General features: G+C 70.9%; 19 protein-coding genes and 1 pseudogene. 10 read left to right on the top strand and 10 right to left on the bottom strand.

Annotation, left to right across the window (positions count from 1 at the left end):
• Nucleotides 1-151 precede the first annotated feature (151 nt).
• A complete protein-coding gene (locus ACWCQ6_RS27910) occupies nt 152-748 on the top strand; it encodes a TetR/AcrR family transcriptional regulator (RefSeq protein ID WP_451093741.1) in 597 nt (198 codons plus the stop codon).
• Nucleotides 749-838: 90 nt separating this feature from the next.
• Entirely contained in the window at nt 839-1,375 is a 537-nt protein-coding gene (locus ACWCQ6_RS27905; RefSeq protein WP_451093739.1) for a hypothetical protein, read from the top strand.
• Here the strand turns inward: ACWCQ6_RS27905 and ACWCQ6_RS27900 are convergent.
• The 3 genes from ACWCQ6_RS27900 to ACWCQ6_RS27890 are packed head-to-tail and all read right to left on the bottom strand — an operon-like array spanning nt 1,362 to nt 4,944.
• Nucleotides 1,362-2,147 carry a 3-oxoacyl-ACP reductase gene (locus ACWCQ6_RS27900; protein ID WP_451093737.1) on the bottom strand — a complete coding sequence of 262 codons (786 nt, stop codon included), beginning with the start codon at nt 2,145-2,147 and terminating at the stop codon, nt 1,362-1,364. The genes ACWCQ6_RS27905 and ACWCQ6_RS27900 overlap by 14 nt on opposite strands.
• Nucleotides 2,148-2,152: 5 nt before the next feature.
• A complete protein-coding gene (locus tag ACWCQ6_RS27895) occupies nt 2,153-3,541 on the bottom strand; it encodes an aldehyde dehydrogenase family protein (protein WP_451093766.1) in 1,389 nt (462 codons plus the stop codon).
• Nucleotides 3,542-3,579: 38 nt separating this feature from the next.
• Nucleotides 3,580-4,944 (bottom strand): glutamine synthetase family protein, encoded by a 1,365-nt coding sequence (locus ACWCQ6_RS27890; protein WP_451093735.1) that lies wholly within the window; start codon nt 4,942-4,944, stop codon nt 3,580-3,582.
• A gap of 268 nt (nt 4,945-5,212) precedes the next feature.
• On the opposite strand from ACWCQ6_RS27890, the gene eat reads away from it, so the two are divergent.
• The 3 genes from eat to ACWCQ6_RS27875 all read left to right on the top strand — a co-directional run bounded on the left by eat (nt 5,213) and on the right by ACWCQ6_RS27875 (nt 9,020).
• Nucleotides 5,213-6,682, top strand: coding sequence for an ethanolamine permease (gene eat, locus ACWCQ6_RS27885; RefSeq protein WP_451093733.1), 1,470 nt, complete (start codon nt 5,213-5,215; stop codon nt 6,680-6,682).
• 127 nt (nt 6,683-6,809) lie between these two features.
• Nucleotides 6,810-7,532 carry a gamma-glutamyl-gamma-aminobutyrate hydrolase family protein gene (locus tag ACWCQ6_RS27880; protein WP_451093731.1) on the top strand — a complete coding sequence of 241 codons (723 nt, stop codon included), beginning with the start codon at nt 6,810-6,812 and terminating at the stop codon, nt 7,530-7,532.
• A gap of 108 nt (nt 7,533-7,640) precedes the next feature.
• Complete coding sequence (locus tag ACWCQ6_RS27875) at nt 7,641-9,020, top strand: peptidoglycan DD-metalloendopeptidase family protein (RefSeq protein WP_451093729.1); 1,380 nt, start codon at nt 7,641-7,643, stop codon at nt 9,018-9,020.
• Here ACWCQ6_RS27875 and ACWCQ6_RS27870 read toward each other — a convergent pair.
• Nucleotides 8,990-10,141 carry a DMT family transporter gene (locus ACWCQ6_RS27870; RefSeq protein ID WP_451093764.1) on the bottom strand — a complete coding sequence of 384 codons (1,152 nt, stop codon included), beginning with the start codon at nt 10,139-10,141 and terminating at the stop codon, nt 8,990-8,992. The two genes, ACWCQ6_RS27875 and ACWCQ6_RS27870, sit on opposite strands and share 31 nt — an antisense overlap.
• A 236-nt stretch (nt 10,142-10,377) precedes the next feature.
• On the opposite strand from ACWCQ6_RS27870, the gene ACWCQ6_RS27865 reads away from it, so the two are divergent.
• On the top strand, nt 10,378-11,058 hold the full coding sequence (locus ACWCQ6_RS27865; RefSeq protein ID WP_451093727.1) for a (2Fe-2S)-binding protein: 681 nt from the start codon (nt 10,378-10,380) through the stop codon (nt 11,056-11,058).
• 123 nt (nt 11,059-11,181) lie between these two features.
• Here ACWCQ6_RS27865 and ACWCQ6_RS27860 read toward each other — a convergent pair whose 3' ends face one another.
• Entirely contained in the window at nt 11,182-11,637 is a 456-nt protein-coding gene (locus ACWCQ6_RS27860; protein ID WP_451093725.1) for an ATP-binding protein, read from the bottom strand.
• Nucleotides 11,638-11,891: 254 nt separating this feature from the next.
• A pseudogene (locus ACWCQ6_RS27855) lies at nt 11,892-12,071 on the bottom strand (fused response regulator/phosphatase); the annotation flags it as partial.
• Nucleotides 12,072-12,398: 327 nt separating this feature from the next.
• Here ACWCQ6_RS27855 and ACWCQ6_RS27850 point away from each other — a divergent pair.
• Together ACWCQ6_RS27850 and ACWCQ6_RS27845 are read left to right on the top strand one after the other, a co-directional pair.
• Nucleotides 12,399-13,883, top strand: a complete 1,485-nt coding sequence (locus ACWCQ6_RS27850; RefSeq protein WP_451093723.1) for an SDR family NAD(P)-dependent oxidoreductase — start codon at nt 12,399-12,401, stop codon at nt 13,881-13,883.
• A 347-nt stretch (nt 13,884-14,230) separates the two neighbouring features.
• On the top strand, nt 14,231-14,407 hold the full coding sequence (locus tag ACWCQ6_RS27845) for a hypothetical protein (protein ID WP_451093721.1): 177 nt from the start codon (nt 14,231-14,233) through the stop codon (nt 14,405-14,407).
• A gap of 48 nt (nt 14,408-14,455) precedes the next feature.
• On the opposite strand, the gene ACWCQ6_RS27840 is transcribed toward ACWCQ6_RS27845, so the two are convergent.
• The 4 genes from ACWCQ6_RS27840 to ACWCQ6_RS27825 all read right to left on the bottom strand — a co-directional run bounded on the left by ACWCQ6_RS27840 (nt 14,456) and on the right by ACWCQ6_RS27825 (nt 18,344).
• Nucleotides 14,456-15,892, bottom strand: coding sequence for a lipase maturation factor family protein (locus ACWCQ6_RS27840; protein WP_451093719.1), 1,437 nt, complete (start codon nt 15,890-15,892; stop codon nt 14,456-14,458).
• Between the two features lie 37 nt (nt 15,893-15,929).
• Nucleotides 15,930-16,457 (bottom strand): DUF1990 family protein, encoded by a 528-nt coding sequence (locus tag ACWCQ6_RS27835; RefSeq protein ID WP_451093717.1) that lies wholly within the window; start codon nt 16,455-16,457, stop codon nt 15,930-15,932.
• Nucleotides 16,454-16,858 (bottom strand): iron chelate uptake ABC transporter family permease subunit, encoded by a 405-nt coding sequence (locus ACWCQ6_RS27830; protein ID WP_451093715.1) that lies wholly within the window; start codon nt 16,856-16,858, stop codon nt 16,454-16,456. The genes ACWCQ6_RS27835 and ACWCQ6_RS27830 overlap by 4 nt, the downstream gene beginning before the upstream one ends.
• A 118-nt stretch (nt 16,859-16,976) precedes the next feature.
• The gene (locus ACWCQ6_RS27825) at nt 16,977-18,344 is read right to left on the bottom strand and encodes an FAD-dependent oxidoreductase (RefSeq protein WP_451093713.1); all 1,368 of its coding nucleotides are present in this window, start codon (nt 18,342-18,344) and stop codon (nt 16,977-16,979) included.
• A gap of 257 nt (nt 18,345-18,601) precedes the next feature.
• Between ACWCQ6_RS27825 and ACWCQ6_RS27820 the strand changes: the two genes are divergently transcribed.
• Together ACWCQ6_RS27820 and ACWCQ6_RS27815 are read left to right on the top strand one after the other, a co-directional pair.
• A complete protein-coding gene (locus tag ACWCQ6_RS27820) occupies nt 18,602-20,668 on the top strand; it encodes a SpoIIE family protein phosphatase (protein ID WP_451093711.1) in 2,067 nt (688 codons plus the stop codon).
• Between the two features lie 121 nt (nt 20,669-20,789).
• Nucleotides 20,790-21,421 (top strand): wax ester/triacylglycerol synthase domain-containing protein (locus ACWCQ6_RS27815; protein WP_451093709.1); only part of this gene is annotated, 632 nt, incomplete at its 3' end.

Here is a 21,421-nt window from a genome sequence, read left to right as displayed (position 1 = left end):
GTCCGGGGGAATGCCGGGATCTTCTGCAATGCCGGGATCTTCAGTATGGATACGGGGTGGGGGAACGGCCTGTTCGGCATCGCCCGGACGGGTTTCCTGTGTACATTAGGCAGCTGCCTAGGGATTCTAGGTATTGCGACGGAGGTGGCGGATGGTTCGCGCGGGTCTCACGACCGAACGCGTGGTGGAGGCGGCGGCCGATCTGGCCGACTCCATCGGCTTCGACAAGGTCACGATCTCCGCACTGGCCCGCGGCTTCGGGGTCAGGGACGCCAGCCTCTATTCGCACGTCAGGAATCTGCACGACCTGCGGACCCGGGTCGCGCTGCTGGCCGCCGGGGAGTTCATCGACCGGATCGCCGCCGCCGTGGCGGGCCGGGCCGGAAAGGATGCCCTGGTCGCGTTCGCCGACGCCTACCGGGCCTTCGCTCTGGAGCGGCCCGGACGGTACGAAGCGACGCAGATGCGGGTCGACCCCGAAGTCGTCGCCCGGTCGTCCGCGTACCACCGCACCATCGAGACCACGGGCGCGATGCTGCGGGCCTACGGCCTGTCCGAGCCCGATCTCACGGACGCGGTGCGGCTGTTGCGCAGCACCTTCCACGGCTACTGCGCCCTGGAGGCGAGCGGCGGCTTCGGCGCGCCGCGCGACGTACAGACGTCCTGGGAGCGGTCCGTCGAGGCCCTGCACTTCCTGCTGGAGCACTGGCCGTCCGCGACGGGCGAGAGGGAGACCGGTCATGGCTGACCGTACGGTGCCGGAGCGCACCGGACATCTGAAGGTGCCCGGGGCAACGCTGTACTACGAGGTGCGCGGCGCAGGTCCGCTGCTGCTGTGATGCCCGGCGGGAGTGCCGACGCGGGGCTCCACGACCGGATGGCGGAGCGGCTGGCCGACAGCTGGACCGTCGCGGCCTTCGACCCGCGCGGCTACTCGCGCAGCGAGGCTTTCCGGCGAATGCGGGCCAACCTTCCGGTGTTCCTGGAGCATGTGTTGTGCTCGTTCAGTGGTTGTGCACCGGGCCGGGCGGCGCTGCGTCGTGGTGCGGGGCGGTTGGTCATCGGCGTCGGGCGGGACTCCCGCACCCTGCTCACGGCGCTTCCGGGTGTCCGGCTGGCGGACGAAGTGGGCGGCAGGCTTGTGGAGTTCCCTGGTGGTCACACCGGTTGCACCGAGGACCCCTACGCGTTCGCCGAGCGGTTGCGGACGGTACTGCCCGACCGGACGCTCCAGGGGGCGCCGGGGCGACCTCGGGAGGAAGGCCGATGGCTGAGAACGCAGCTTCGGCCAGGTGGTGTGCGCGGTCGCCGCGGACGCGGGACGGGACGGCAGGTCGTCCCGTCCCGCGTCCGCGCATTGTCTAGAGCGGTGTGACGTAGGCGCCGGTGAGCCCGCCGTCGACCAGGAAGTCGGTGGCGTTGACGAACGAGGAGTCGTCGCTGGCCAGGAAGGCCACGGCGGCGGCCATCTCGGTGGGCTCGGCGAACCGTCCGGCCGGGATGTGCACCAGCCTGCGCGCGGCCCGCTCCGGGTCCTTGGCGAACAGCTCCTGGAGCAGCGGGGTGTTGACCGGGCCGGGGCACAGCGCGTTGACCCGGATGCCCTCCCGCGCGAACTGCACGCCCAGTTCGCGCGACATGGCCAGCACGCCGCCCTTGGAGGCGGTGTAGGAGATCTGCGAGGTGGCGGCGCCCATCCGGGCCACGAACGAGGCCGTGTTGATGATGGAGCCCTTGCCCTGACGGCGCATGTACGGGATGGCTGCCTTGCAGCACAGATAGACGGAGGTGAGGTTGACCTCCTGCACCCGGCGCCAGGCGTCGAGACCGGTCTCCAGGATGGAATCGTCCTCGGGCGGCGAGATCCCCGCGTTGTTGAAGGCGATGTCGACCGATCCGTACGTGTCGAACGCGGCCTTGAACAAGGCCTCCACCTGCTCGGCGTCCGTGACGTCGGTGCGTACGAAGAGGCCGTCGGCCTCCTCGGCGGCGGTTTTGCCGCTCGCCTCGTCCACATCGGCGCAGACGACGTGCGCGCCCTCGGCGGCCAGGCGCCGGACGGTGGCCAGGCCGATGCCGCTTCCGGCTCCGGTGACTACGGCGGTGCGGCCGACCAGGCGGCGGCAGACTGCGGTGGTGTCGGTCATGGTGCTCAGGCCTCCGTGCTGATGAAGACGTTCTTGGTTTCGGTGAAGGCGGCGAGTGCGTCGGGGCCCAGTTCGCGGCCCAGTCCCGACTGTTTGTAGCCGCCGAAAGGGGTGGCGTAGCGGACGCTGGAATGCGAGTTCACCGAGAGGTTTCCGGCCCGCAGACCCTGGCCGACCCGCAGGGCACGGGCCACGTCCCGCGTCCAGACCGACCCGGCCAGGCCGTACTCCGTCGCGTTGGCCAGTCGCACGGCGTCCGCCTCGTCGTCGAAGGGCAGCACCACGGCGACCGGTCCGAAGACCTCGTCGACGGCGACCGGGGCATCCGGTGACACCCCGGCGAGGACGGTCGGCGGGTACCAGAACCCCGGGCCGTCGGGCGCCGAGCCGAGGATGGTCCGTACGCCGTCGGGCATCACGTCCACGAACCCGCGCACACGCTCCCGCTGTACGGCCGAGATCAGCGGCCCCATCTGGGTCTTCTCGTCCGACGGGTCGCCGACCACCACGGCCGCGACGGCAGGTGCCAGCAGATCGAGGAAGCGGTCGTGGACCGTGCGCTCGACCAGGATGCGGGTCCGGGCGCAGCAGTCCTGGCCGGCATTGTCCAGGAAGGACATAGGAGCGGCGGCTGCCGCGGCCTCCAGGTCGGCATCGGCGAAGACCACGTTGGGGCTCTTGCCGCCAAGCTCCAGGGTGAGGCGCTTCACGCGTTCTGCGCAGCGGGTCATGATGTGCTTGCCGGTCCGGGTGGAGCCGGTGAAGACGATCTTCGCCACACCGGGGTGGTCCACCAGGGCGGCGCCGGCCACCGGACCCTCGCCCGGCAGCACCTGGAACAGCCCGGCGGGGAGACCGGCCTCCAGAGCCAGTTCCGCAAGGCGCAGCGCGGTCAGCGGTGTGGTCTCGGCGGGCTTGAGCAGGACGGCGTTGCCGGCGGCGAGTGCCGGAGCCGCGCCCCACGCTGCGATCGGCATCGGGAAGTTCCACGGGGCGATGACACCGATGACGCCGAGCGGCTCCAGGACGGTGAAGTCGATGCCCCCCGCGACCGGGATCTGCCGGCCCAGCAGGCGTTCGACACCGCCTGCGCAGTAGTCGAGGAGATCGCGCACATTGCCCGCCTCCCAGCGGGCGTTGCCGATGGTGTGACCGGCCTCGCGGACCTCTGCAAGGGCCAGTTCCTCGATGTGTTCGTCGACGGCGGCGGCGAACCGGCGCAGCAGCCGGGCGCGGTCGGCGGGTGCCGCCGCGGCCCAGACACGCTGGGCGGTGGCGGCGCGGGCGACGGCCGCGTCGACGTCCGTGGCGGTGGCGGCCGGAACGGTGGCGATGACCTCGGCGGTGGCCGGGTTCAGGATGTCCAGGCTGTGCGGTGCGGGCTGTGGGGACACGTACGGGCCTCGATCGGGAGTGAGGGAGGAGGCGGAGGTCACAGGCGCTCGAAGGAGCGTCGCAGCTCCCAGTCGGTCACGGCGGCGTCGTAGGCGGCGAGTTCGACACGCGCCATGTTCAGATAGTGCGCGACGACCTCCTCGCCGAACGCCTCCTTGGCAATGGGACTGGCCTCCCACAGGTCGGCGGCCTCGCGCAGGGTGGTCGGAACCTGTTCGTACTCGGAGGTGTAGGCGTTGCCCGTGCAGACCTCCGGCAGCGCCAGCTCGTGTTCCACGCCGTACAGCCCCGCTGCGACCAGTCCTGCCGTGGCGAGATACGGGTTGACGTCGCCGCCGGGCAACCGGTTCTCGAAGCGGCGGGAGCAGCCGTGGCCGACCACGCGCAGCGAGCAGGTGCGGTTGTCGTGCCCCCAGGCAACGGCGGTCGGCGCGAACGAGCCGGGCTGGAACCGCTTGTAGGAGTTGATGTTCGGCGCGTACAGCAGGGAGAAGTCGCGCAGGGCGGCGAGCTGTCCGGCGAGGAAGTGCCGCATCAGGTCCGACATGCCGTCCGGGCCGTCACCCGTCATCGCGTTGTCACCGTTGCCGTCGGTGAGCGAGAGATGGATGTGACAGGAATTGCCTTCGCGCTCGTCGTACTTGGCCATGAAGGTGAGCGAGACGCCCTCCTGCGCGGCGATCTCCTTGGCACCTGTCTTGTAGATCGCGTGCTGGTCGCAGGTGATCAGCGCCTCGTCGTAGCGGAAGGCGATCTCGTGCTGGCCGAGGTTGCACTCGCCCTTGGCGGACTCGACGGTCAGCCCGGCTGCCTGCATCTCGTTGCGGATGCGGCGCAGCAGCGGTTCGACGCGACCGGTGCCGAGGATGGAGTAGTCGATGTTGTATTGATTGGCCGGGGTCAGCCCCTGGTAGCCGCGGTCCCAGGCCTGTTCGTAGCTGTCCTTGAAGACGAGGAACTCCAGCTCCGTGCCCACCTGCGCCCGGTAGCCGAGTCCGGCCAGCCGGTCCAGCTGCCGGCGCAGGACCTGGCGCGGTGCGGCGACGACCGGACTGCCGTCGTTCCAGGCGAGATCCGCGACGAGCAGCGCGGTGCCCTCGTGCCAGGGCAGCAGACGCAGCGTGGTGAGGTCCGGGAGCATGGCGAAGTCGCCGTAGCCGCGCTCCCAGGAGGACATCGCGTAGCCGTCGACGGTGTTCATTTCGGTGTCCACGGCCAGCAGATAGTTGCAGCCCTCGGTGCCGTGCTCCAGAACCTCGGCGAGGAAGAACCCGGCCGCGAACCGTTTGCCCTGGAGCCGGCCCTGCATATCGGGAAAGGCCAGGACGACGGTGTCGATGGAGCCGCTCGCGACGAGTGCGCGTAACTCCTCGACGGCGAGCGGGGGTGTGCGGTCTGCCACGGAATCCTCCTTGGATGCACCGAGATCCATAAGGTATGACAGGGGACCATTGCTTGTGAAGAGGGTCGCCCGAGGTGGCGCATCGGCCTCTGCGGGGTGTGCTGAGTGGCCGTCACGCGCATGGCGGGCATCCGCAATCGCTGTCTGACCCGTGCCTCTTGTGTTTCCCTTGGCGTTCCATAAAGGTGTGCCGTTGAACCTTTGATGAAGGCCCGCTTCGCCTCCCACTCCTCGACGCAGCGCCGTCGACCCACATCTGGAGCGCCCCATGGCCCAGGAAACCGACACCCCCACCAGCCCACCCGGCGGTACGGCCGGCGCGGTGACCGGCATGGACGAGTACCTGCACCGTCGCACCCTGCGCCGGGGCAGCGCCGGCTGGCTCCTGCTCACCGGACTCGGCGTCGCCTATGTTGTCTCCGGTGACTACTCCGGCTGGAACATCGGCCTCTCCAAGGGAGGCTTCGGAGGACTCGCCGCGGCCACCGTGCTGATGGGCCTGATGTACGCCTGCCTGGTCTTCGCGCTGGCGGAACTCTCCGCCATCCTGCCCACCGCCGGCGGCGGCTACGGCTTCGCGCGCCGGGCCCTGGGAACCTGGGGCGGCTTCCTGACCGGTACGGCCATCCTCATCGAGTACATCCTCGCCCCCGTCGCGATCTCGCTGTTCATCGGTGACTACGTCGAATCCCTCGGCCTGTTCGGGCTCACCTCCAGCTGGCCCGTCCACCTCGCCTGCTTCGCCGTCTTCATCGGCATCCACCTCTGGGGCGTCGGCGAGGCGCTGCGGTTCAGCCTGGTCGTGACCGCCGTCGCCGTGGCGGCTCTGCTGGTCTTCGCCATCGGCGCGTTCACTGATTTCGACGCAGCCCGTCTCGACGACATCCCGGTGGACACCGGCGCGTTCGGCTCCTCCTCCTGGCTGCCTTTCGGACTGCTCGGGATCTGGGCCGCCTTCCCCTTCGGCATGTGGTTCTTCCTGGGTGTCGAAGGCGTGCCGCTCGCCGCCGAGGAGGCCAAGGACCCGGTCAGGTCGATGCCGAAGGCGCTCGCCATCGCGCTGACGGTGCTGGTGGGGCTCGCGGTGCTCACCTTCCTGTCCGCCACCGGAGCCCAGGGCGCCAGGGCCATCCAGGAAGCGGGCAACCCCCTCGTGGTCGCGCTGGAGGGCAAGGACGGTCCCACCGGCCTGAGCCGCTTCGTCAACTACGCGGGTCTGGCAGGCCTGGTGGCCTCGTTCTTCTCGCTGATCTTCGCCGGGTCCCGGCAGCTCTTCGCGCTTTCCCGGGCCGGCTATCTGCCGCGATTCCTCTCGCTGACCAACCGTCGCAAGTCTCCCTACCTCGGACTGCTGATTCCCGGCGCGATCGGCTTCACGCTCGCCGCCTGGATCGGCAACGGCGGCCGCATGCTGAACGTCGCCGTCTTCGGCGCCACCATCAGCTACGCGCTGATGGCGCTCTCCCACATCGTGCTGCGCCGCCGCGAACCGCACCTCGAACGGCCCTACCGCACGCCCGGCGGCGCGCTCACCTCGTCGGTGGCGTTCGTACTGGCATGCTCGGCACTGGTGGCGACCTTTCTGGTGGACCGAGACGCCGCGTTCATCGCTCTCGGCGTGTACGTGGTGGCGCTGGCCTACTTCGCGTTCTACAGCCGCCACCGCCTCGTCGCGAGCGCCCCGGAGGAGGAGTTCGCCGCCCTGGCGGCGGCCGAGGCCGAACTGTCACGGGACTGACCGGGACTGACGGGATTGAACGGGGCTGCGACGCAAGGGCGTTGTCCCTGCGCCCGCCTCTGCCGCATCCGTACGCGGCAGGGGCCGCACCACGACCGAGCAGCGAACGAACCAGAGGAGGGGCTCCATGGCCCGGCCCGTCATCGGCATCAGCACCTATCAGGAACCGGCCCGGTGGGGCGTGTGGGAAATGCCGGCCACCCTGCTGCCCGCTTCCTACCCGCGCCTGGTGCGGGTGTCCGGCGGCCTTGCGGTGATGCTGCCGCCCGACGACAGTGCCGACGCGGCCCGCGAGGCCGTGGCGGCACTGGACGGTGTGGTGATCGCGGGCGGCGCCGATGTCGAACCGTCACGCTACGGCGAGTCGCCCGATCCCCGCACCGGCCCGCCCGCCCGCGCCCGCGACGCGTGGGAACTCGCCCTGATCGAGGCGGCGATCGACCGGCACGTCCCGCTGCTGGGCATCTGCCGGGGCATGCAACTGCTCAACGTCGCGCTCGGCGGCACCCTGCGCCAGCACCTGGACGGCCACACCGGAGGCAGTGGCGTCTTCGGCGAACACGCCGTCACTCCCGTTCCCGGCACGGTGTACGCGGCGGCCGTCGGGGAGCCGGCCGTGGTGCCCACCTACCACCACCAGGCCGTGGACCGCCTGGGGTCAGGGCTCACGGCGAGCGCGCACGCGTCCGACGGCACCGTGGAGGCCATCGAACTCACCGACCACGAGAGCCTGGTGCTGGGGGTTCAGTGGCACCCCGAAATGGGCGAGGACATCCGGGTCATGACCGCTCTCGTGGACGCGGCGGCCCGGCGCCGGTCCGCCACCCGGGCGGGCGCGCCCGTGCCGTGAGCGCCGGGGGCCGGGGTGGGAGACCGGGCGCTCTCTTGTCATCGGCCTTTGCCTGAACATAAGTTGGGCGCTTGCGACGTGTCCTACTGTCAGTGGGGGAGCCAAGCCATGGCCGCGAACGGACGGCATCGCAGATATCAGCCCAGCCGGATCAATCGTGCCTCGCTCACGGTCACCGCGGGCGGTGCGGGCATCGCGCTCCCGCTTGTCGCAGCCGCCTCGGCGGGCGCCGCGTCGACGGATGTCTGGGAGAAGGTCGCCGCCTGCGAATCCACCGGCAACTGGCACATCAACAACGGCAACGGCTATTTCGGCGGGCTGCAGTTCAGCCGGTCGACCTGGGCGGCGTACGGAGGCACGGTCTACGCCCCGCGCGCCGATCTGGCCACCAAGGACGAGCAGATCTCCATCGCCGAGAAGGTGCTCGACGCACAGGGACCGGGCGCATGGCCGGGCTGCTCGACCAGGGCGGGGCTGACCAGCGGCGGGGAGACCTCCGACGTCAACCCGCAGTCGCAGCGGACCGGTCAGATGCGGACGCCCGGCAGGGCCGCCTCCGGCAAGAGCGCCGCCGGGACTCCGGCGGCGAAGCGGACCTCCGCCCCCGCCACGCCGACCACCGTGCCCGGCAAGCGTGAGTCGTACACCGTGGCACACGGTGACTCGCTCTCCGCGATCGCGGCGACGAAGCAGGTCCGGGGCGGCTGGCAGCACCTCTACGCACAGAACCGCGAGGTGGTGGGCGACGACCCGGACCTCATCCTGCCCGGCCAGCGCCTGAGCCTGGACACAGCCCGGTCGCCGAGGGCGGTGCCCCGGACCGGCACGCCCGCGCAGACGAAGCAGAAGGCCGAGCCGAAGCCCCTCAGGGTCACCGCACCGAAGCAGCGACCGGCCGCGTCGCAGCACCAGGAGGCGAAGCCCCAGCGCCAGGCGGCCGGGCCCCAGCGCCAGGCGGCCGGGCCCCAGCACCAGGCGGCCGGGCCCCAGCGCGAGGCCGCGAAGTCCCACCACGACACCACGAAGCCGAAGCCGCACCCGAAGAAGTCCGAGAGCCACCGCCCGAAGGAGCGGACGGAGAAGCACTCCGGTCTCGTCGCCCCCGTGGCGGCCGGCATCGGCACCCCGTACCACCAGGCCGGTTCCTGGGCCAGTGGCTATCACACCGGGGTCGACTTCCCCGTCCCGACCGGAACGTCGATCAGGGCGGTGGCCTCCGGCACCGTCGTCTCGGCGGGCTGGGGAGGGGCGTACGGCTACCAGGTCGTCATCCGGCACAGCGACGGCAAGTACAGCCAGTACGCCCATCTGTCCGCGCTCCATGTGCGTGAGGGCCGGCACGTCTCCGCGGGCCAGCGGATCGCCCGCTCCGGCTCGACCGGGAACGTCACGGGCCCGCACCTGCACTTCGAGATCCGCACCGGCCCCGGCTACGGATCGGACATCGACCCGCTGGCCTACCTGAGGGCGGGCGGCGTCAGCGTCTGAACGGCCTCGTCGTCGGAATCGGCGGACCCCGTGGACGAGCCGCTCCGGCGCTCCGTACCGGCGTACGGCGACGGCCCCGGCCCGAAGGCAACCCGGCCCACACACTCCAGCGGCATCAGCGCGGGCAGTGGCCGTGTCGGGGAGAGCGTCCGTGGGGCCGTCTCGACGACCCCGGCGGGCTTCTGGGCCGCAGGCCCCAGGAGGACGGGTACCTCGGCCTCCTCGCGCCCCGCGTCCGTCCTGCCCTCCGGCGCGGCCGTGAGCCCGCTGCTTGCCGCCTGCGCGGCGCGGTGCTCCGCGCCCAGCCGCTCCGTCGTGAGCAGTATCAGGCCGCCCGCGGCGAGCACCGCACAGGCCAGCGCGAGCATGGTCCCGGCCGTGCCGTGCCGGAACTGCTCGCCGAACATTGTGAGGCCGACGACCGCCGCTATCACCGGGTTCACCACGGTCACCGTCGCCAGCGGAGCGGTCAGCCCGGCACCCCGGTACGCGGCCTGGGAGAGCAGCAGACCGGCGGCCGCGAAACCGGCGATCGCCAGCAGCCCCGACGCCACCGCACCGGAGGTCCACCCCACTGCCACCGTCTTCACGAAGACCGAGCCGATGCCGAACGCGATGCCCGCCGCCCCGGCCAGAACCACGCTCCGTACCACCGGCCGGCGCGCGCCCATGGCGATCAGGGCGAGCAGCGCGACCGCGCCGACCGTCACACCGGCGACGGTCAGCTGATCCGTGCCGTTCAGGGAGTGCGACTCGGAGTTCCCCGTGAGCGCGAGCAGACCCGCCAGACCGACGGTCGCCATGATCGCACCGCGCCACGCAGCGGCGCCCGCCCGACGGCGCACGAAGAGCGCCGCCATCGGCAGGGCGAAGACGATGGTCAGCGCGCCGAGCGGCTGGACGAGACTGAGCGGGCCGTAGGCCAGGGCCACGACATGGAGCACCGCGCCCACGCCGTTCAGCGCCACGGCGGCCCACCAGACGCGGTTGCGCAACGGAGCGAGTGAGCGGGTGTCGCCGGTCGTGGCCACTCGCTCCTGGACGATCGCCCCGGCCGCGTACGCGACCGCGGAGACCAGTGACAGCAGCACGGACAGCGCAAGGGAACTCATGTACACCACAATGTCCATTCGGTACGGCTGCGTCGTCGTCCTTGAGACGGCGATTCGGCGTACTGCTTTGGTAGTACGGGCGTGGTCCCAGTGTCCTCCTGCGGAGGGTAGCTCTCCCCCGGAGAGCCCAGGCCCTCCCGGAGCCCCCGACCCGTGAGGGGCTACGGTGATCGGCGGGCCGTGGCACGTCAGGGGCCCCGCGTGGTCGGGGACGAGGGCCGAAGTGCTGAGGAGGAGCGCAATCGATGGACGGGTCCGCGGCGGCTTCGGTGGGCGGATTCTTCGTGCTGCGCACCACCGCGCCGCCCGACGGGGCGCACCGCCCGCTGGCGCGGTTGTACGCGGGGGAGCAGGCCCCGCTCACGGCCCGGATCGACACTGTCGCCGCCCGGCTGGACACCTCCGAGCGACGAGTCGCCGCTTCCGTCGCGCACCTGGGACTGGCTTCCCGTCTCTGGTCGATCGCACTCGGACCGGCGGCGCTGACCGGCAGCTTCCCCGGCCTTTCGCCCGCCGCCCTCCATTGGGACCCGCGGCACCCGGTCCCCGACGATCTCTGGCTGGACGGCGGCGAGTCGCTTCCCGGCACCGCATGCCGGATCCGGGAAGCCGTCCAGTACGCCCACCTGGTTCCGCTTGCCGAGGCCATCCACCGGGACGGCTCCCTGTCCGACCGGCTGCTGTGGGGCAACGCGGGGTCCGCGCTGGCCGGAGCGCTGCGCCAACTTGTCGCCTGGGCACGAACACACCGCCGCCCCGACGTGGCCGCGAGGGCCCGCGCACTGGCCGCCGAACTCTTCGACCACCCCGACCTCCGGAACACCGGCGCCCCGCACGACACGGCGTTCCGCCGGCGCAGCTGTTGTCTGTACTACCGCAGACGGGCCGGCGGTCTGTGCGGGGACTGCGTCTTCGAGAACGTCTGACACACCGCGGTCCCGCCGGACGCCAGGCGCACCGTCGGCCCGGGGCCCCTTCGCCACCGAAGCCCCGCCCGCACCGGACCGACCGTGGTCGTGGGGCGGGCGGCGTCCCGCCCGCCCCACAGCTCAGCTGCTCAGTTCGAACTCGGCCCGGATGCGCTTGCCCACCGGCACGCGCTCGGCGGTCAGCCGGTCGCACAGCGCCACCACGATCTCCATGCCGTGGCCGCCGGGGCGTGTCGGGTCGGGGGAGTAGAACAGCGGCAGCGCGGTGCTGGAGTCGTACACCGTGACGCTGACGCGCTCCGCGGTGCCCTCCAGCTCCAGCAGATAGGGACCCTGACTGTAGCGGTCGGCATTGGTGACCAGCTCGCTCACCGCCAGCAGCAGATCACTGCGGGTGTGCTCTCCGAAGACTGCGAGCCACTCGGCGGCCAGCCGGCCCAGGAAGCGGTCGGCCAGCGCCCTGGCCTGCGCGATGCAACCGGGCTCGCCGTCGAACACCTCGGCGCTGTGCAGAACCTCCGTGGACCGGTCCGGGCAGGGGCGGTCGGCCGGTCGCGAGGTGACCTGTTCGTTCATGTGCTCCAGCCAGGGCGACGCAGGGGTGTTCGGTGACTGTTTCTCGGTGTCCGCCTACCCGCGACGAACGTTCCCACTCCGGGGAGAACCCGGCAGTTCTCAGCCATGGCCGGGCCGCCCGGCCATGGTGGCCGTGACGAACGTATCCGCCGCGGCGCGCGCGGGGATGTCGGGGCGACCGGCAGCGTGAAACGTACGCGGGTGCCTTCGGCGGTCCCCTCGTCCAGCCGGATCCGGCCGCCGTGGAACTCCACGATCCTCAGGCACAGGCCGCGCGGCCTCCGCCGCCCCGTGCCCGAAACATCGCCGATCACCGCGTGCACCGTCCCGTCGGACGTCTGCGCCACGTCGTAGAAGTCCCCACTGAGCAGGGCGTGCGCCCGGCCCGGCTCGTACCGCACGACCGCTTCGAAGGCGCCGGTGCCGAGCGGAGGAGGACCCTGCTGCGCGGGTACGGCGCGCGCACGCGCGGGTCTCGCAGGAGAACCGCCTGCGGGGAGTTCGACCACTCTCCACCCCCAGGCACGGCACGGCCCGCCCCGGCCGTCTGGCAGCGAAGCATAGTGACCGTCCGGTGACGGGCAGCGGGGCAGGGGGCGGTGAGGCCGGTCGTCCCCGGGCCCGGGAACGGCCTCGAGCGGCCGTGACGTCACGCGAACGGAGCAGCATCAGGTGCATGGCAGACTTGATCGGGGCGTTCGGCCCGGCAGGAGCAGGTACGGCGGTCGGCGCCACGAGAGACGGATGACAGAGGAACGGCAATGACGGTGACAGAGGACAGCCCGGAGCTCGCTCCCGGAACTGAGGAGTTCGGTCCCGGTATCGACCCGGAGCGGCTGGCCGTCTGCCTGAGCGTGCTCGACGAACTCGACACCATCGAGATCGACCACCCCGACGCCATCACCGTGCGCCGTGCCACGGCCGGTATCTACCGGACGGTGAAACAGCGCCGCCGCCAGGAGCGCCGCGCCGCCAAGACCGCGCACGACAAGGCGGTCACCGAAGCCACCGCGACCGGCTCGGCCGACCGGATCGACGACGAGACCCAGGGGGTCCTGCCGTCCTCATCCACCCGTGGCGAGATCGCGGGCGTGCTCCAGCGGCCCCGGTCCTGCTACATCTGCAAGACCAGGTACGTGGAGGTGGACGCGTTCTACCACCAGCTCTGCCAGCCGTGCGCGAAGGAGAACCGTGCGCGCCGCGACGCGCGGACCGACCTCACCGGCCGGCGCGCGCTCCTGACCGGTGGTCGGGCGAAGATCGGTATGTACATCGCGCTGCGGCTGCTGCGCGACGGGGCGCACACCACCATCACCACCCGCTTCCCCAACGACGCGATCCGCCGCTTCAAGGCGATGCCGGACAGCGACGAGTGGATCCACCGGCTGAAGATCGTCGGCATCGACCTGCGAGACCCCGCCCAGGTCGTCGCGCTCGCCGACTCGGTCGCCGCCGAGGGCCCGCTGGACATCCTGATCAACAACGCGGCCCAGACGGTGCGCCGCTCCGCGAACGCGTACAGCGAACTGGTCAACGCCGAGTCCGCGCCGCTCCCGGCGGGCGAGCTGCCCGCCGCCGAGGTCATCGGCACCTTCGGCAGCGGCACCGTCGACCGGGTCGCCGCCCTGCCGGCCGCCCGCAAGGAAGGGCTGAGCGCGCAGGACGTCACCGAGCTCGCCCTGGTCACCGGCTCCGCCTCGCTGGAGCGGATCGCCGCCGGGACGGCGATCGACGCGGGCGGACTGGTCCCTGACCTGCACGACACCAACAGCTGGATCCAGACCGTCGAGGAGGTCGAGCCGATCGAGCTGCTGGAAGTCCAGCTCTGCAACTCGACCGCCCCGTTCATCCTGATCAGCCGGCTCCGCCCGGCCATGGCGGCGACGGCCGCCAAGCGTGCCTACGTGGTCAACGTCTCCGCGATGGAGGGCGTGTTCAGCCGCGGCTACAAGGGTGCGGGTCACCCGCACACGAACATGGCCAAGGCCGCCCTGAACATGCTCACCCGCACCAGTGCCCAGGAGATGTTCGAGAAGGACGGCATCCTGATGACTGCCGTCGACACGGGCTGGATCACCGACGAGCGCCCGCACCCCGACAAGATCCGCCTCGCCGAGGAGGGCTTCCACGCCCCGCTCGACCTGGTCGACGGCGCCGCCCGGGTCTACGACCCGATCGTGCGCGGCGAGGACGGCGAGGATCTGTACGGCTGCTTTCTCAAGGACTACGCGCCCGCCAACTGGTAGTCGTCCGGTGATGCGGCGTGGGTGAGCCGCCGTGGGCCCGGTCGGGAGTCGCTCCTGACCGGGCCTTTTCCGCATGCGGTGGCTGAAAGTGACCTAGAGCACACGTTCCATCGAGCGCGGAAGCGCTCATTTGGTTACCCTGATGTGAACGGACGTAATCGCGGAGTCCACAAACCTTCCTCGACCGTCCCGGGACAGGCTTTCAACCAAGTCACCGTCCCGCCCCGTACCCGGCGCCACCGCGACCGAACTGTTCTTGCCCCTGCCCCTCCACGGGCGGCCGACTCCCGGTAATGAGGCCGGAACATCGGCGATGCCCGGGGCTACGCGACACGAAGGAGTGTGCGGTGACGACACCGGAACTGACGAAGCACGAGAAGCGACCTGTCGAACGGCACGGAGAGCGGGCCCGCAAGCCCGAAAAGCTCCGGAACATCGAGGTCTGGGCCAGGTCCGCACCGATCCGGCTGGCCGGCTACGAGGACGACCTCGCCGAGCCGCACATCCTGCCCGGCATCGACTGACTCCGCTTCACCTGGCACCACCACAACCGTCAAGGCGCCCGTGGGTGTTCAAGATTGCCTGGTCGGGCTGATCCAGGAGGGGCCGAGCGAGACGGGGCGCATGAAGTCCCGCACATAGGTGCGGTGCCACCAGCGCCCGGTGGCCCGCAGTTCGCGCCAGGACGTGTACCGGTAGCGGTACACCCTGGCGCGGACGTGCACGGGCGGGGCGTGGGGGAACGGGTTGTGACGCAGCAGCCGCAGGGTGTCCCGGTCGTTCTCCAGCAACCGCTCCACGAACGGGCCGAACCAGGGGCGGGCGTACGCGGGGGACAGCGCCGCGAACCACATCAGCCAGTCCAGCCGCAGATGGTACGGGGCGAACTGGCGGGGCATCCGGCGCGGATCGCCCGGTTTGCCGCGGAAGCCGTACTCCCGCCAGACGGTGCCGTCGTGGAGCACCTCCTCGTCCGTGCCCTCGACCACCACCTCCAGCCGGACCCGGCTGATGCTGCCGAAAGCGCCGTAGGTGTTGACCAGATGCAGCGGGTCGAACGAGCGGTTCATCACCTGGCGGCGGGAGACCAGATTGCGCGCCGGGCGGTAACTGAGGAGGACGACCAACGCGGTCACCGCGAGGACGACGATCTCGTACCAGAGCGGCGGCGCGGCCTGGACGGGCGGCGCGGTGAACAGGGACCAGTCGACGGCGGACAGGGCCAGGGTGATCGTCAGCCAGTTCAGCCAGGCGAAGTTCCCCGAGAAGACCAGCCAGAGCTGGGTGACGATCATCAGCCCGGCGGCCGCGCTCGCCACCGGCTGCGGAGTGAACAGGAGCACCGGCACCACAAGTTGGGTGACGTGGTTGGCCGCCACCTCGGCCCGGTGGACGGGCTTCGGCAGCCGGTGGAAGAACCAGCTCAGCGGCCCCGGCATCGGCTGCGTCTCGTGGTGGAAATACAGACATGTCAGCCTGCGCCAGCACTCGTCGCCGCGGATCTTGATCAGCCCGGCACCGAATTCGACCCGGAACAGCACCCAGCGCAGCAGCCACAGCACCAGGACCGGCGGAGCCGTGTGCGCGTTGCCGAGAAAGACGGCGAGGAACCCGGTCTCCAGCAGCAGCGACTCCCAGCCGAAGCCGTACCACGTCTGGCCGACCTGGACGATCGACAGATACAGCGCCCAGGGCAGCGCCCAGAGCACCATCGCCGCCCAGAGCGGAAGGTACGAGTCCGCCCCTGCGAACAGGGCGACGGCGATCGCGCAGCCGGTCCAGGAGACGAGCGCGAAGAAGCGGTCGCTGTAGTGGAGCCGGAAGAGTCCGGGTGCGCTGCGCCAGTCCGTGTGCCGCAGGAAGTCGGGCACGGGAAGCATGCCGCGCTCGCCGATCAGCGCCCGGAACTGGAGCGCGGCGGCGAGGAAGGCGACCAGATACACAGCCGCGAGAGCCCGCTGGAAGATCAGCCGGCTGAGCCAGTACCCGTCGGCGGTGAACCACTCCATCGCTTCCAGTATCGGCCCACCGGCTCCGCTCAGCCCTTCAGTCCTTCGGCTCGGCAGGGCCCTCGGCGACGATTCGGCGCAGCGTGGCTCCGAGCCGGCGGACGTACCACCGCTGGGTCATCGGTACGAGCGGTCCCGCGAGGCGGGTGTACCAGACAGCCGGGCGGCTGAACGCCGTGACGGTGAACCACACCGTCCCGTCGTCCGCCGACTCCACCACGAAGGACTCCTCACCGCACTCGGGGTGCTTGTCCAGCGTCCCGTAGGCGAACCCGACGAGGTCCTTCTCGTACGCCGCCCAGACGACGCGGCAGGGAGCGGTGAACCGGAAGGGTCCGGCGCCGAGCGACACCCGGACGCGGACTCCGGTCTCTGCGCGGTCCGCCGACGCCCGGACCCCGGCCCCGGAGGCGCGGTGCATGCGCCAGCCGGTGACGGCGGCCCCTGCCGTCTCGGAGTCGGCCCGGCCGCAGCCGACGCGGGTCCGGTGGTGGAGGTGGTGGTATCCGTCGGGGAGCGGGCCGAGTCGGGTGGCTCCGACCTCGGGGTAGGTGAATGTGTTCATGCGGTCCTGCCTTCGTGGTCGGTGGGGGTCCGGAGCCTTCGCCGGGCGAGCAGCGAGCAGAGGATCTGCATCCGGAAGTCGACCCCGACCAGCGCCCGCACCACATGCGGAACGGCCAGTCCGACGAAGGCGATCGGGCCGACGGCCGCCGTGGCCGCCACGCTCAGCAGCGTGGCCGCGGACAGCCCGCCCGCACCAGCTCCGGACAGGCCCCCGGGGGACGCCGCCGCCGAGTCACCGAGGGCGAGCGCGTCGAGGCCGGGACCGAGCACCGCGGCCGGCACCAGACCGGCCACGGCGAACGGCAGGACCGACCGGGACACGTCGAAATCCCGTCCGCCGAGCGCCCCGACGACCCAGTAACGGTAGCTGTCGAACACCTTCCGGCGGCTCAGGGCCACCGCACCTGCTGGCGCCGGGGCGCGCGCGGACCGGGCAGCCTTGCCGAGGTGGACGGAGCCGCCCGTCGGCCCTTCCGCCCGGCCGTGACGACGGCCGGGCGGAAGGGGCGCCGTACGGTCAGGAGCGGGGCTCGGAAGCGTCCAGCATGGCGTCGCGCTCCACGACCTTGATCCGCTCGCGCCCCTGCTCCGCTCCCAGGGCCTTCTCGTGTGCGTCCAGGCGGTGCCAGCCCTCGCGGGTGGTGTAACGGACACCGCGCTCCTCCAGGAAGGCGGTGACGGCCTCCGGCTCGGGCCGGAGCGGGGCGGGCAGCCGGCCCGCGGCCCGGTCCTCCAGCAGGCAGGCCACGGTCTCGTTGGCGTCGCCCTTGGTGTGGCCGATCAAGCCGATCGGACCGCGCTTGATCCAGCCCGTGACGTACACCGAGGGCATGTGCTCCCCGCCTTCGACGACCCGTCCCGCCGCGTGCGGAACCGTGCCGGAGACCACGTCGAACGGGAGCTTCGGGAGTTCCTGCGAGTAGTAGCCGACCGCGCGGTAGACGCTCTGCACGTCCCAGTCGGTGAAGTTCCCGGTGCCCTTGACATTGCCGGTGCCGTCCAGCTCGGTCCGCTCGGTGCGCAGACCTACGACGCGGCCGTCCTCGCCCAGGATCATTGCCGGGGACTCGAAGAAGTGCAGGAACAGCTTGTGCGGCCGGTCGCCGACATCGCGGATGGCCCAGTTCTCCAGCGTGGAGGCGACCATGTTGGCCTGCTTGTTGCCGCGCCGGGTCTCGATCGAACCCGCGTCGTACTCGATGTCCTCGGGGTTGACGACGACCTCGATGTTCGGCGAGTGGTCCAGCTCGCGCAGCTCCATCGGGCTGAACTTGGCCTGCGCGGGACCGCGGCGCCCGAAGACGTGCACCTCAAGGGCCTTGTTGGCCTTGAGGCCCTCGTAGACGTTGGCGGGAATCTCGGTCGGCAGCAGCTCGTCCGCGGTCTTGGCGAGAATGCGCGCCACGTCCAGGGCCACATTGCCCACGCCGAGCACGGCGACCTTCTCCGCCTCCAGCGGCCAGGTGCGCGCGACATCGGGGTGGCCGTCGTACCAGGAGACGAACTCCGCGGCGCCGTGGGAGCCGTCCAGGTCGCTGCCGGGGATGTCGAGGGCGCGGTCCGCGTCGGCGCCGGTGGAGAAGATCACGGCGTCGTAGAAGGACCGCAGATCGTCCAGGTCGATGTCGTTCGGGTAGTCGACGTTGCCGAACAGTCGCAGCTGGGGCTTGTCGAGAACCTGGTGGAGTGCCTGGACGATGCCCTTGATCCGCGGATGGTCCGGGGCCACTCCGTAACGGATCAGGCCGAAGGGTGCGGGCATCCGCTCGAACAGATCGATCGAAACCCCCGGGTCCTGGGCGGCCTCGGATTTCAGCAGGGCGTCCGCTGCGTAGATGCCGGCGGGGCCGGCTCCGACTATGGCGACACGGACGGGGCGGGTCATCAGGTGCTTGTCCTTAGAACGGCTGATGCGGGCAGTCCAGCTCAGGGTAAAGGTAAGGCTGGGCTTACTGTGTTCCGCGGGACACGTTATCCGCTGCCCGCCCGAGGGCTCGGGGCGGTTCGCCCTGCGAGACATCCGGTCCCGTCGTTCGGTCCCCGGAACCGGCCGGGGCGCCACCCGGGTGGCGCGAGGGGTGATTCGCCCGAGCGTGCGGGGTTCGCTCGAAGAATCGGACAAATAATGGCAGAGTGACCCACATGGATGATCGGGTAGCGGGTGCCCTGTCATTCCCGGACGACTGGCCCGCCCACCCGGATCTCAGTCTCGCCCTGAACCGTATGGGCAGCTTCGACTGGGACCTCGACAGCGGCCTCATGCACATGGACCGCCCCGCGCTCGACGTGTTCGACCTGCGGGCGGACGAGTACGACGACCGGCCGGAGTCGCTCGCGCGCCGGGTGCCGGCGGACGAGGGCGTACGCCTCGACGCCATGGTCACGCAGGCGCTCAAGGGCGGGCAGAGCAATTACGGGGCGTACTTCAGGATCAGGCGGCGCGACGGCAGCCTGCGCTGGACCCATACCCAGGGCTTCATCCGGCGGGACGGGACCGGCCGGCCGCACCGCATCATCGGCATCGTCCGCGACGCGACGCAGGAACTGGCCGACTCCACCGCCCGCCACGAACTGGACCAGGAGCGGCGCCGTCGCACCAGCCTGGTGGACGGCACCACGGCCGCGCTGGCCCATGCCCGAACCGTCGGGGACGTCATCGAGGTGCTGAAGAACTCCCAGGGCCTGGCACACCTCGGGGCGACCAGCCTGGTGATGGGGCTGATAGAGGCCGGACGCATCCATCTGGTGGCCGACGGCCCGGAGGACTCGTTCGTGCCCGGCACCCGGTACACCCGGACGGACGAGCAGTACCCGATGAGTGAGGTCGTACGCACGCTCTCGCCCCGTTTCATCGAGTCCGCCACGGACTTCGCCACCTCGTACCCGATCCTGTGGCCCCACATCAGCCACCTCGGCATCACCTCCGCCGCCTATCTGCCGCTGATCGCCCAGGCCCGGCCCATCGGCGCGCTCGGCCTTCTCTACAGCGGCAAGGACGGCTTCACCGGCGACGAACGCAATCTCCTGGTCGCGCTCGGCAGTTCCATCGCCCAGAGCCTGCAGCGTGCCATGCTCTACGAGCAGGAACACGACCTTGCCGAGGGTCTCCAGCAGGCCATGCTGCCGCGCAGGATCCCGGACGTGCCGGGGGCGCAGATCGCTGTCAGGTACCGCTCGGCCCGGCTGGGCCGGGACATCGGGGGCGACTGGTACGACGTCATTCCGCTGCCCGGCGGCAGGGTCGGGGCCGTCATCGGGGACGTGCAGGGCCACGACACCCATGCCGCAGCCGTCATGGGGCAGCTGCGCATCGTGCTGCGGGCCTATGCGGCCGAGGGGCACAGCCCCGCCACGGTGATGGCGCGGGCCTCGGTCTTCCTGCACGAGCTGGACACGGAGCGCTTCGCGACCTGCAGCTACGCCGAGGTCGACCTGACGACGGGGGTGGTGCAGCTGGTCCGGGCCGGCCATGTCGATCCGCTGGTGCGCGGGAGGGACGGCAGCTGCCGCAGGCTGCCCGTGGAGGGCGGGCTGCCGCTGGGGCTCTCGGCCGAGTTCGGGCGGCTCGAATACCCGGTCAGTACTGTCGAGCTGGACCCCGGCCAGTCCCTGGTGCTGTTCACCGACGGTCTCGTGGAGCTGCCCGGCGCCGACCTCGACGAGGGCATGCAACTGCTGACCGCCATGGTGCGCAACGGTCCGCAGGACCTCCAGCGACTGGCCGACCGGCTCTGCGAGGAGGTCGACGAGCGCGGCGGCGAGGACGATGTCGCTGTCCTGCTGCTGCGCCGCAAGGCAGCCCACGCGCCCCAGCCCGGCGGCCGGCTCCAGCAGCATGTCGCGCAGAGCGACCCGGAGGCGCTGAGTTCCGCGCGCCACATGATCAGGGCGGCGGTGCGGGCCTGGGGGGCCAAGGCGCGGGCCGACGAGGTCGAGCTGGCTGCCGACGAGCTGATCACCAACGCGCTCATGCACACCGACGGCGGGGCCATCGTCACGATCCGGGTGCTCACCGGCCCCGAGCGGCGGCTGCGGGTCGATGTCGAGGACCGCTCCAGCGCACTGCCCAGGCGCCGGGACGCGGGCGAGTCCGGGGTGTCCGGGCGGGGGCTGATGCTGGTGGACCGGATGGCGGACCTGTGGGGCGTGGAATCCCGGGGCAGCGGCAAGTGCGTGTGGTGCGAATTCATCATCCCGGCATACGAGTGACGGACACGCGCTTATCTACCTGACAGTAACAGAACATTACATGTCTGTACTTGACCGTAACCGATCGTGAGCGATTGACTGCGCTTCCGTCAGTCTTTGTCTTCGACGACATGAGGACCCGTTGGGAACTGAGCTGCTGGCACCGCTCGATCTGGCCTTCTGGCACCTCGAATCCGATGCCCACCCGATGCACCTCGGCGCACTCGCCGTATTCTCCCCGGCCCCCGGCCCGGCGCTCGGCGCCGGGCCGGAGGCCATGCTCGAACTCCTGGGCACCCGCGCCGCCGCCATTCCCCGGCTGCGGATGCGGGTCAGGGACGTACTGCTGCCCGTCGGCGGCGCGGCCTGGTTCGTGGACAAGGACTTCGACGTCCACCGGCACATCCGGCGGGTGCGGCTGACCGGCGCTCAGTCGCATGACGAGGACGGCGGATTCATGGCGGGCGCCACCCGCCTCGCCGGTGAACTGATGGAACGGCCCCTCGAACGGGGGCTGCCACCCTGGCAGATGTACGTGATCGGCGGCGCCGACGGCGGCCCCTTCGCGGTGCTCGTCAAACTCCACCACGCGCTGGCCGACGGAATGCGAGCGGTCGCCATCGGTGCCGGGATCTTCGACGAGATCGCCGCCGGCCGGGCCCGTAGCGGGGCCTCCGCCCGGCGGGCGCGCACCGTCCCGCCCCGCTCGTGGATGCCGGGCCCGCGCCAGGTGGCCCTCTTCATGAACCGGCCTTCTGCATCCGTGGGTCGAGG

The sequence above is a fragment of the Streptomyces sp. NPDC001880 genome (genome assembly GCF_053594575.1).
The sequence above is the reverse complement of the archived record's forward strand: the minus strand, read 5'-3'. Positions and strand labels throughout refer to the sequence as shown.

Coding starts and splice junctions, on each gene's coding strand:
- ACWCQ6_RS27905 (WP_451093739.1), top strand. CDS start 839: ATGCCCGGCGGGAGTGCCGACGCGGGGCTCCACGACCGGATGGCGGAG.
- eat (WP_451093733.1), top strand. CDS start 5,213: ATGGCCCAGGAAACCGACACCCCCACCAGCCCACCCGGCGGTACGGCC.
- ACWCQ6_RS27880 (WP_451093731.1), top strand. CDS start 6,810: ATGGCCCGGCCCGTCATCGGCATCAGCACCTATCAGGAACCGGCCCGG.
- ACWCQ6_RS27850 (WP_451093723.1), top strand. CDS start 12,399: ATGACGGTGACAGAGGACAGCCCGGAGCTCGCTCCCGGAACTGAGGAG.
- ACWCQ6_RS27820 (WP_451093711.1), top strand. CDS start 18,602: ATGGATGATCGGGTAGCGGGTGCCCTGTCATTCCCGGACGACTGGCCC.
- ACWCQ6_RS27910 (WP_451093741.1), top strand. CDS start 152: ATGGTTCGCGCGGGTCTCACGACCGAACGCGTGGTGGAGGCGGCGGCC.
- ACWCQ6_RS27840 (WP_451093719.1), bottom strand. CDS start 15,892: ATGGAGTGGTTCACCGCCGACGGGTACTGGCTCAGCCGGCTGATCTTC.
- ACWCQ6_RS27865 (WP_451093727.1), top strand. CDS start 10,378: ATGGACGGGTCCGCGGCGGCTTCGGTGGGCGGATTCTTCGTGCTGCGC.
- ACWCQ6_RS27875 (WP_451093729.1), top strand. CDS start 7,641: ATGGCCGCGAACGGACGGCATCGCAGATATCAGCCCAGCCGGATCAAT.
- ACWCQ6_RS27825 (WP_451093713.1), bottom strand. CDS start 18,344: ATGACCCGCCCCGTCCGTGTCGCCATAGTCGGAGCCGGCCCCGCCGGC.
- ACWCQ6_RS27835 (WP_451093717.1), bottom strand. CDS start 16,457: ATGAACACATTCACCTACCCCGAGGTCGGAGCCACCCGACTCGGCCCG.
- ACWCQ6_RS27860 (WP_451093725.1), bottom strand. CDS start 11,637: ATGAACGAACAGGTCACCTCGCGACCGGCCGACCGCCCCTGCCCGGAC.
- ACWCQ6_RS27900 (WP_451093737.1), bottom strand. CDS start 2,147: ATGACCGACACCACCGCAGTCTGCCGCCGCCTGGTCGGCCGCACCGCC.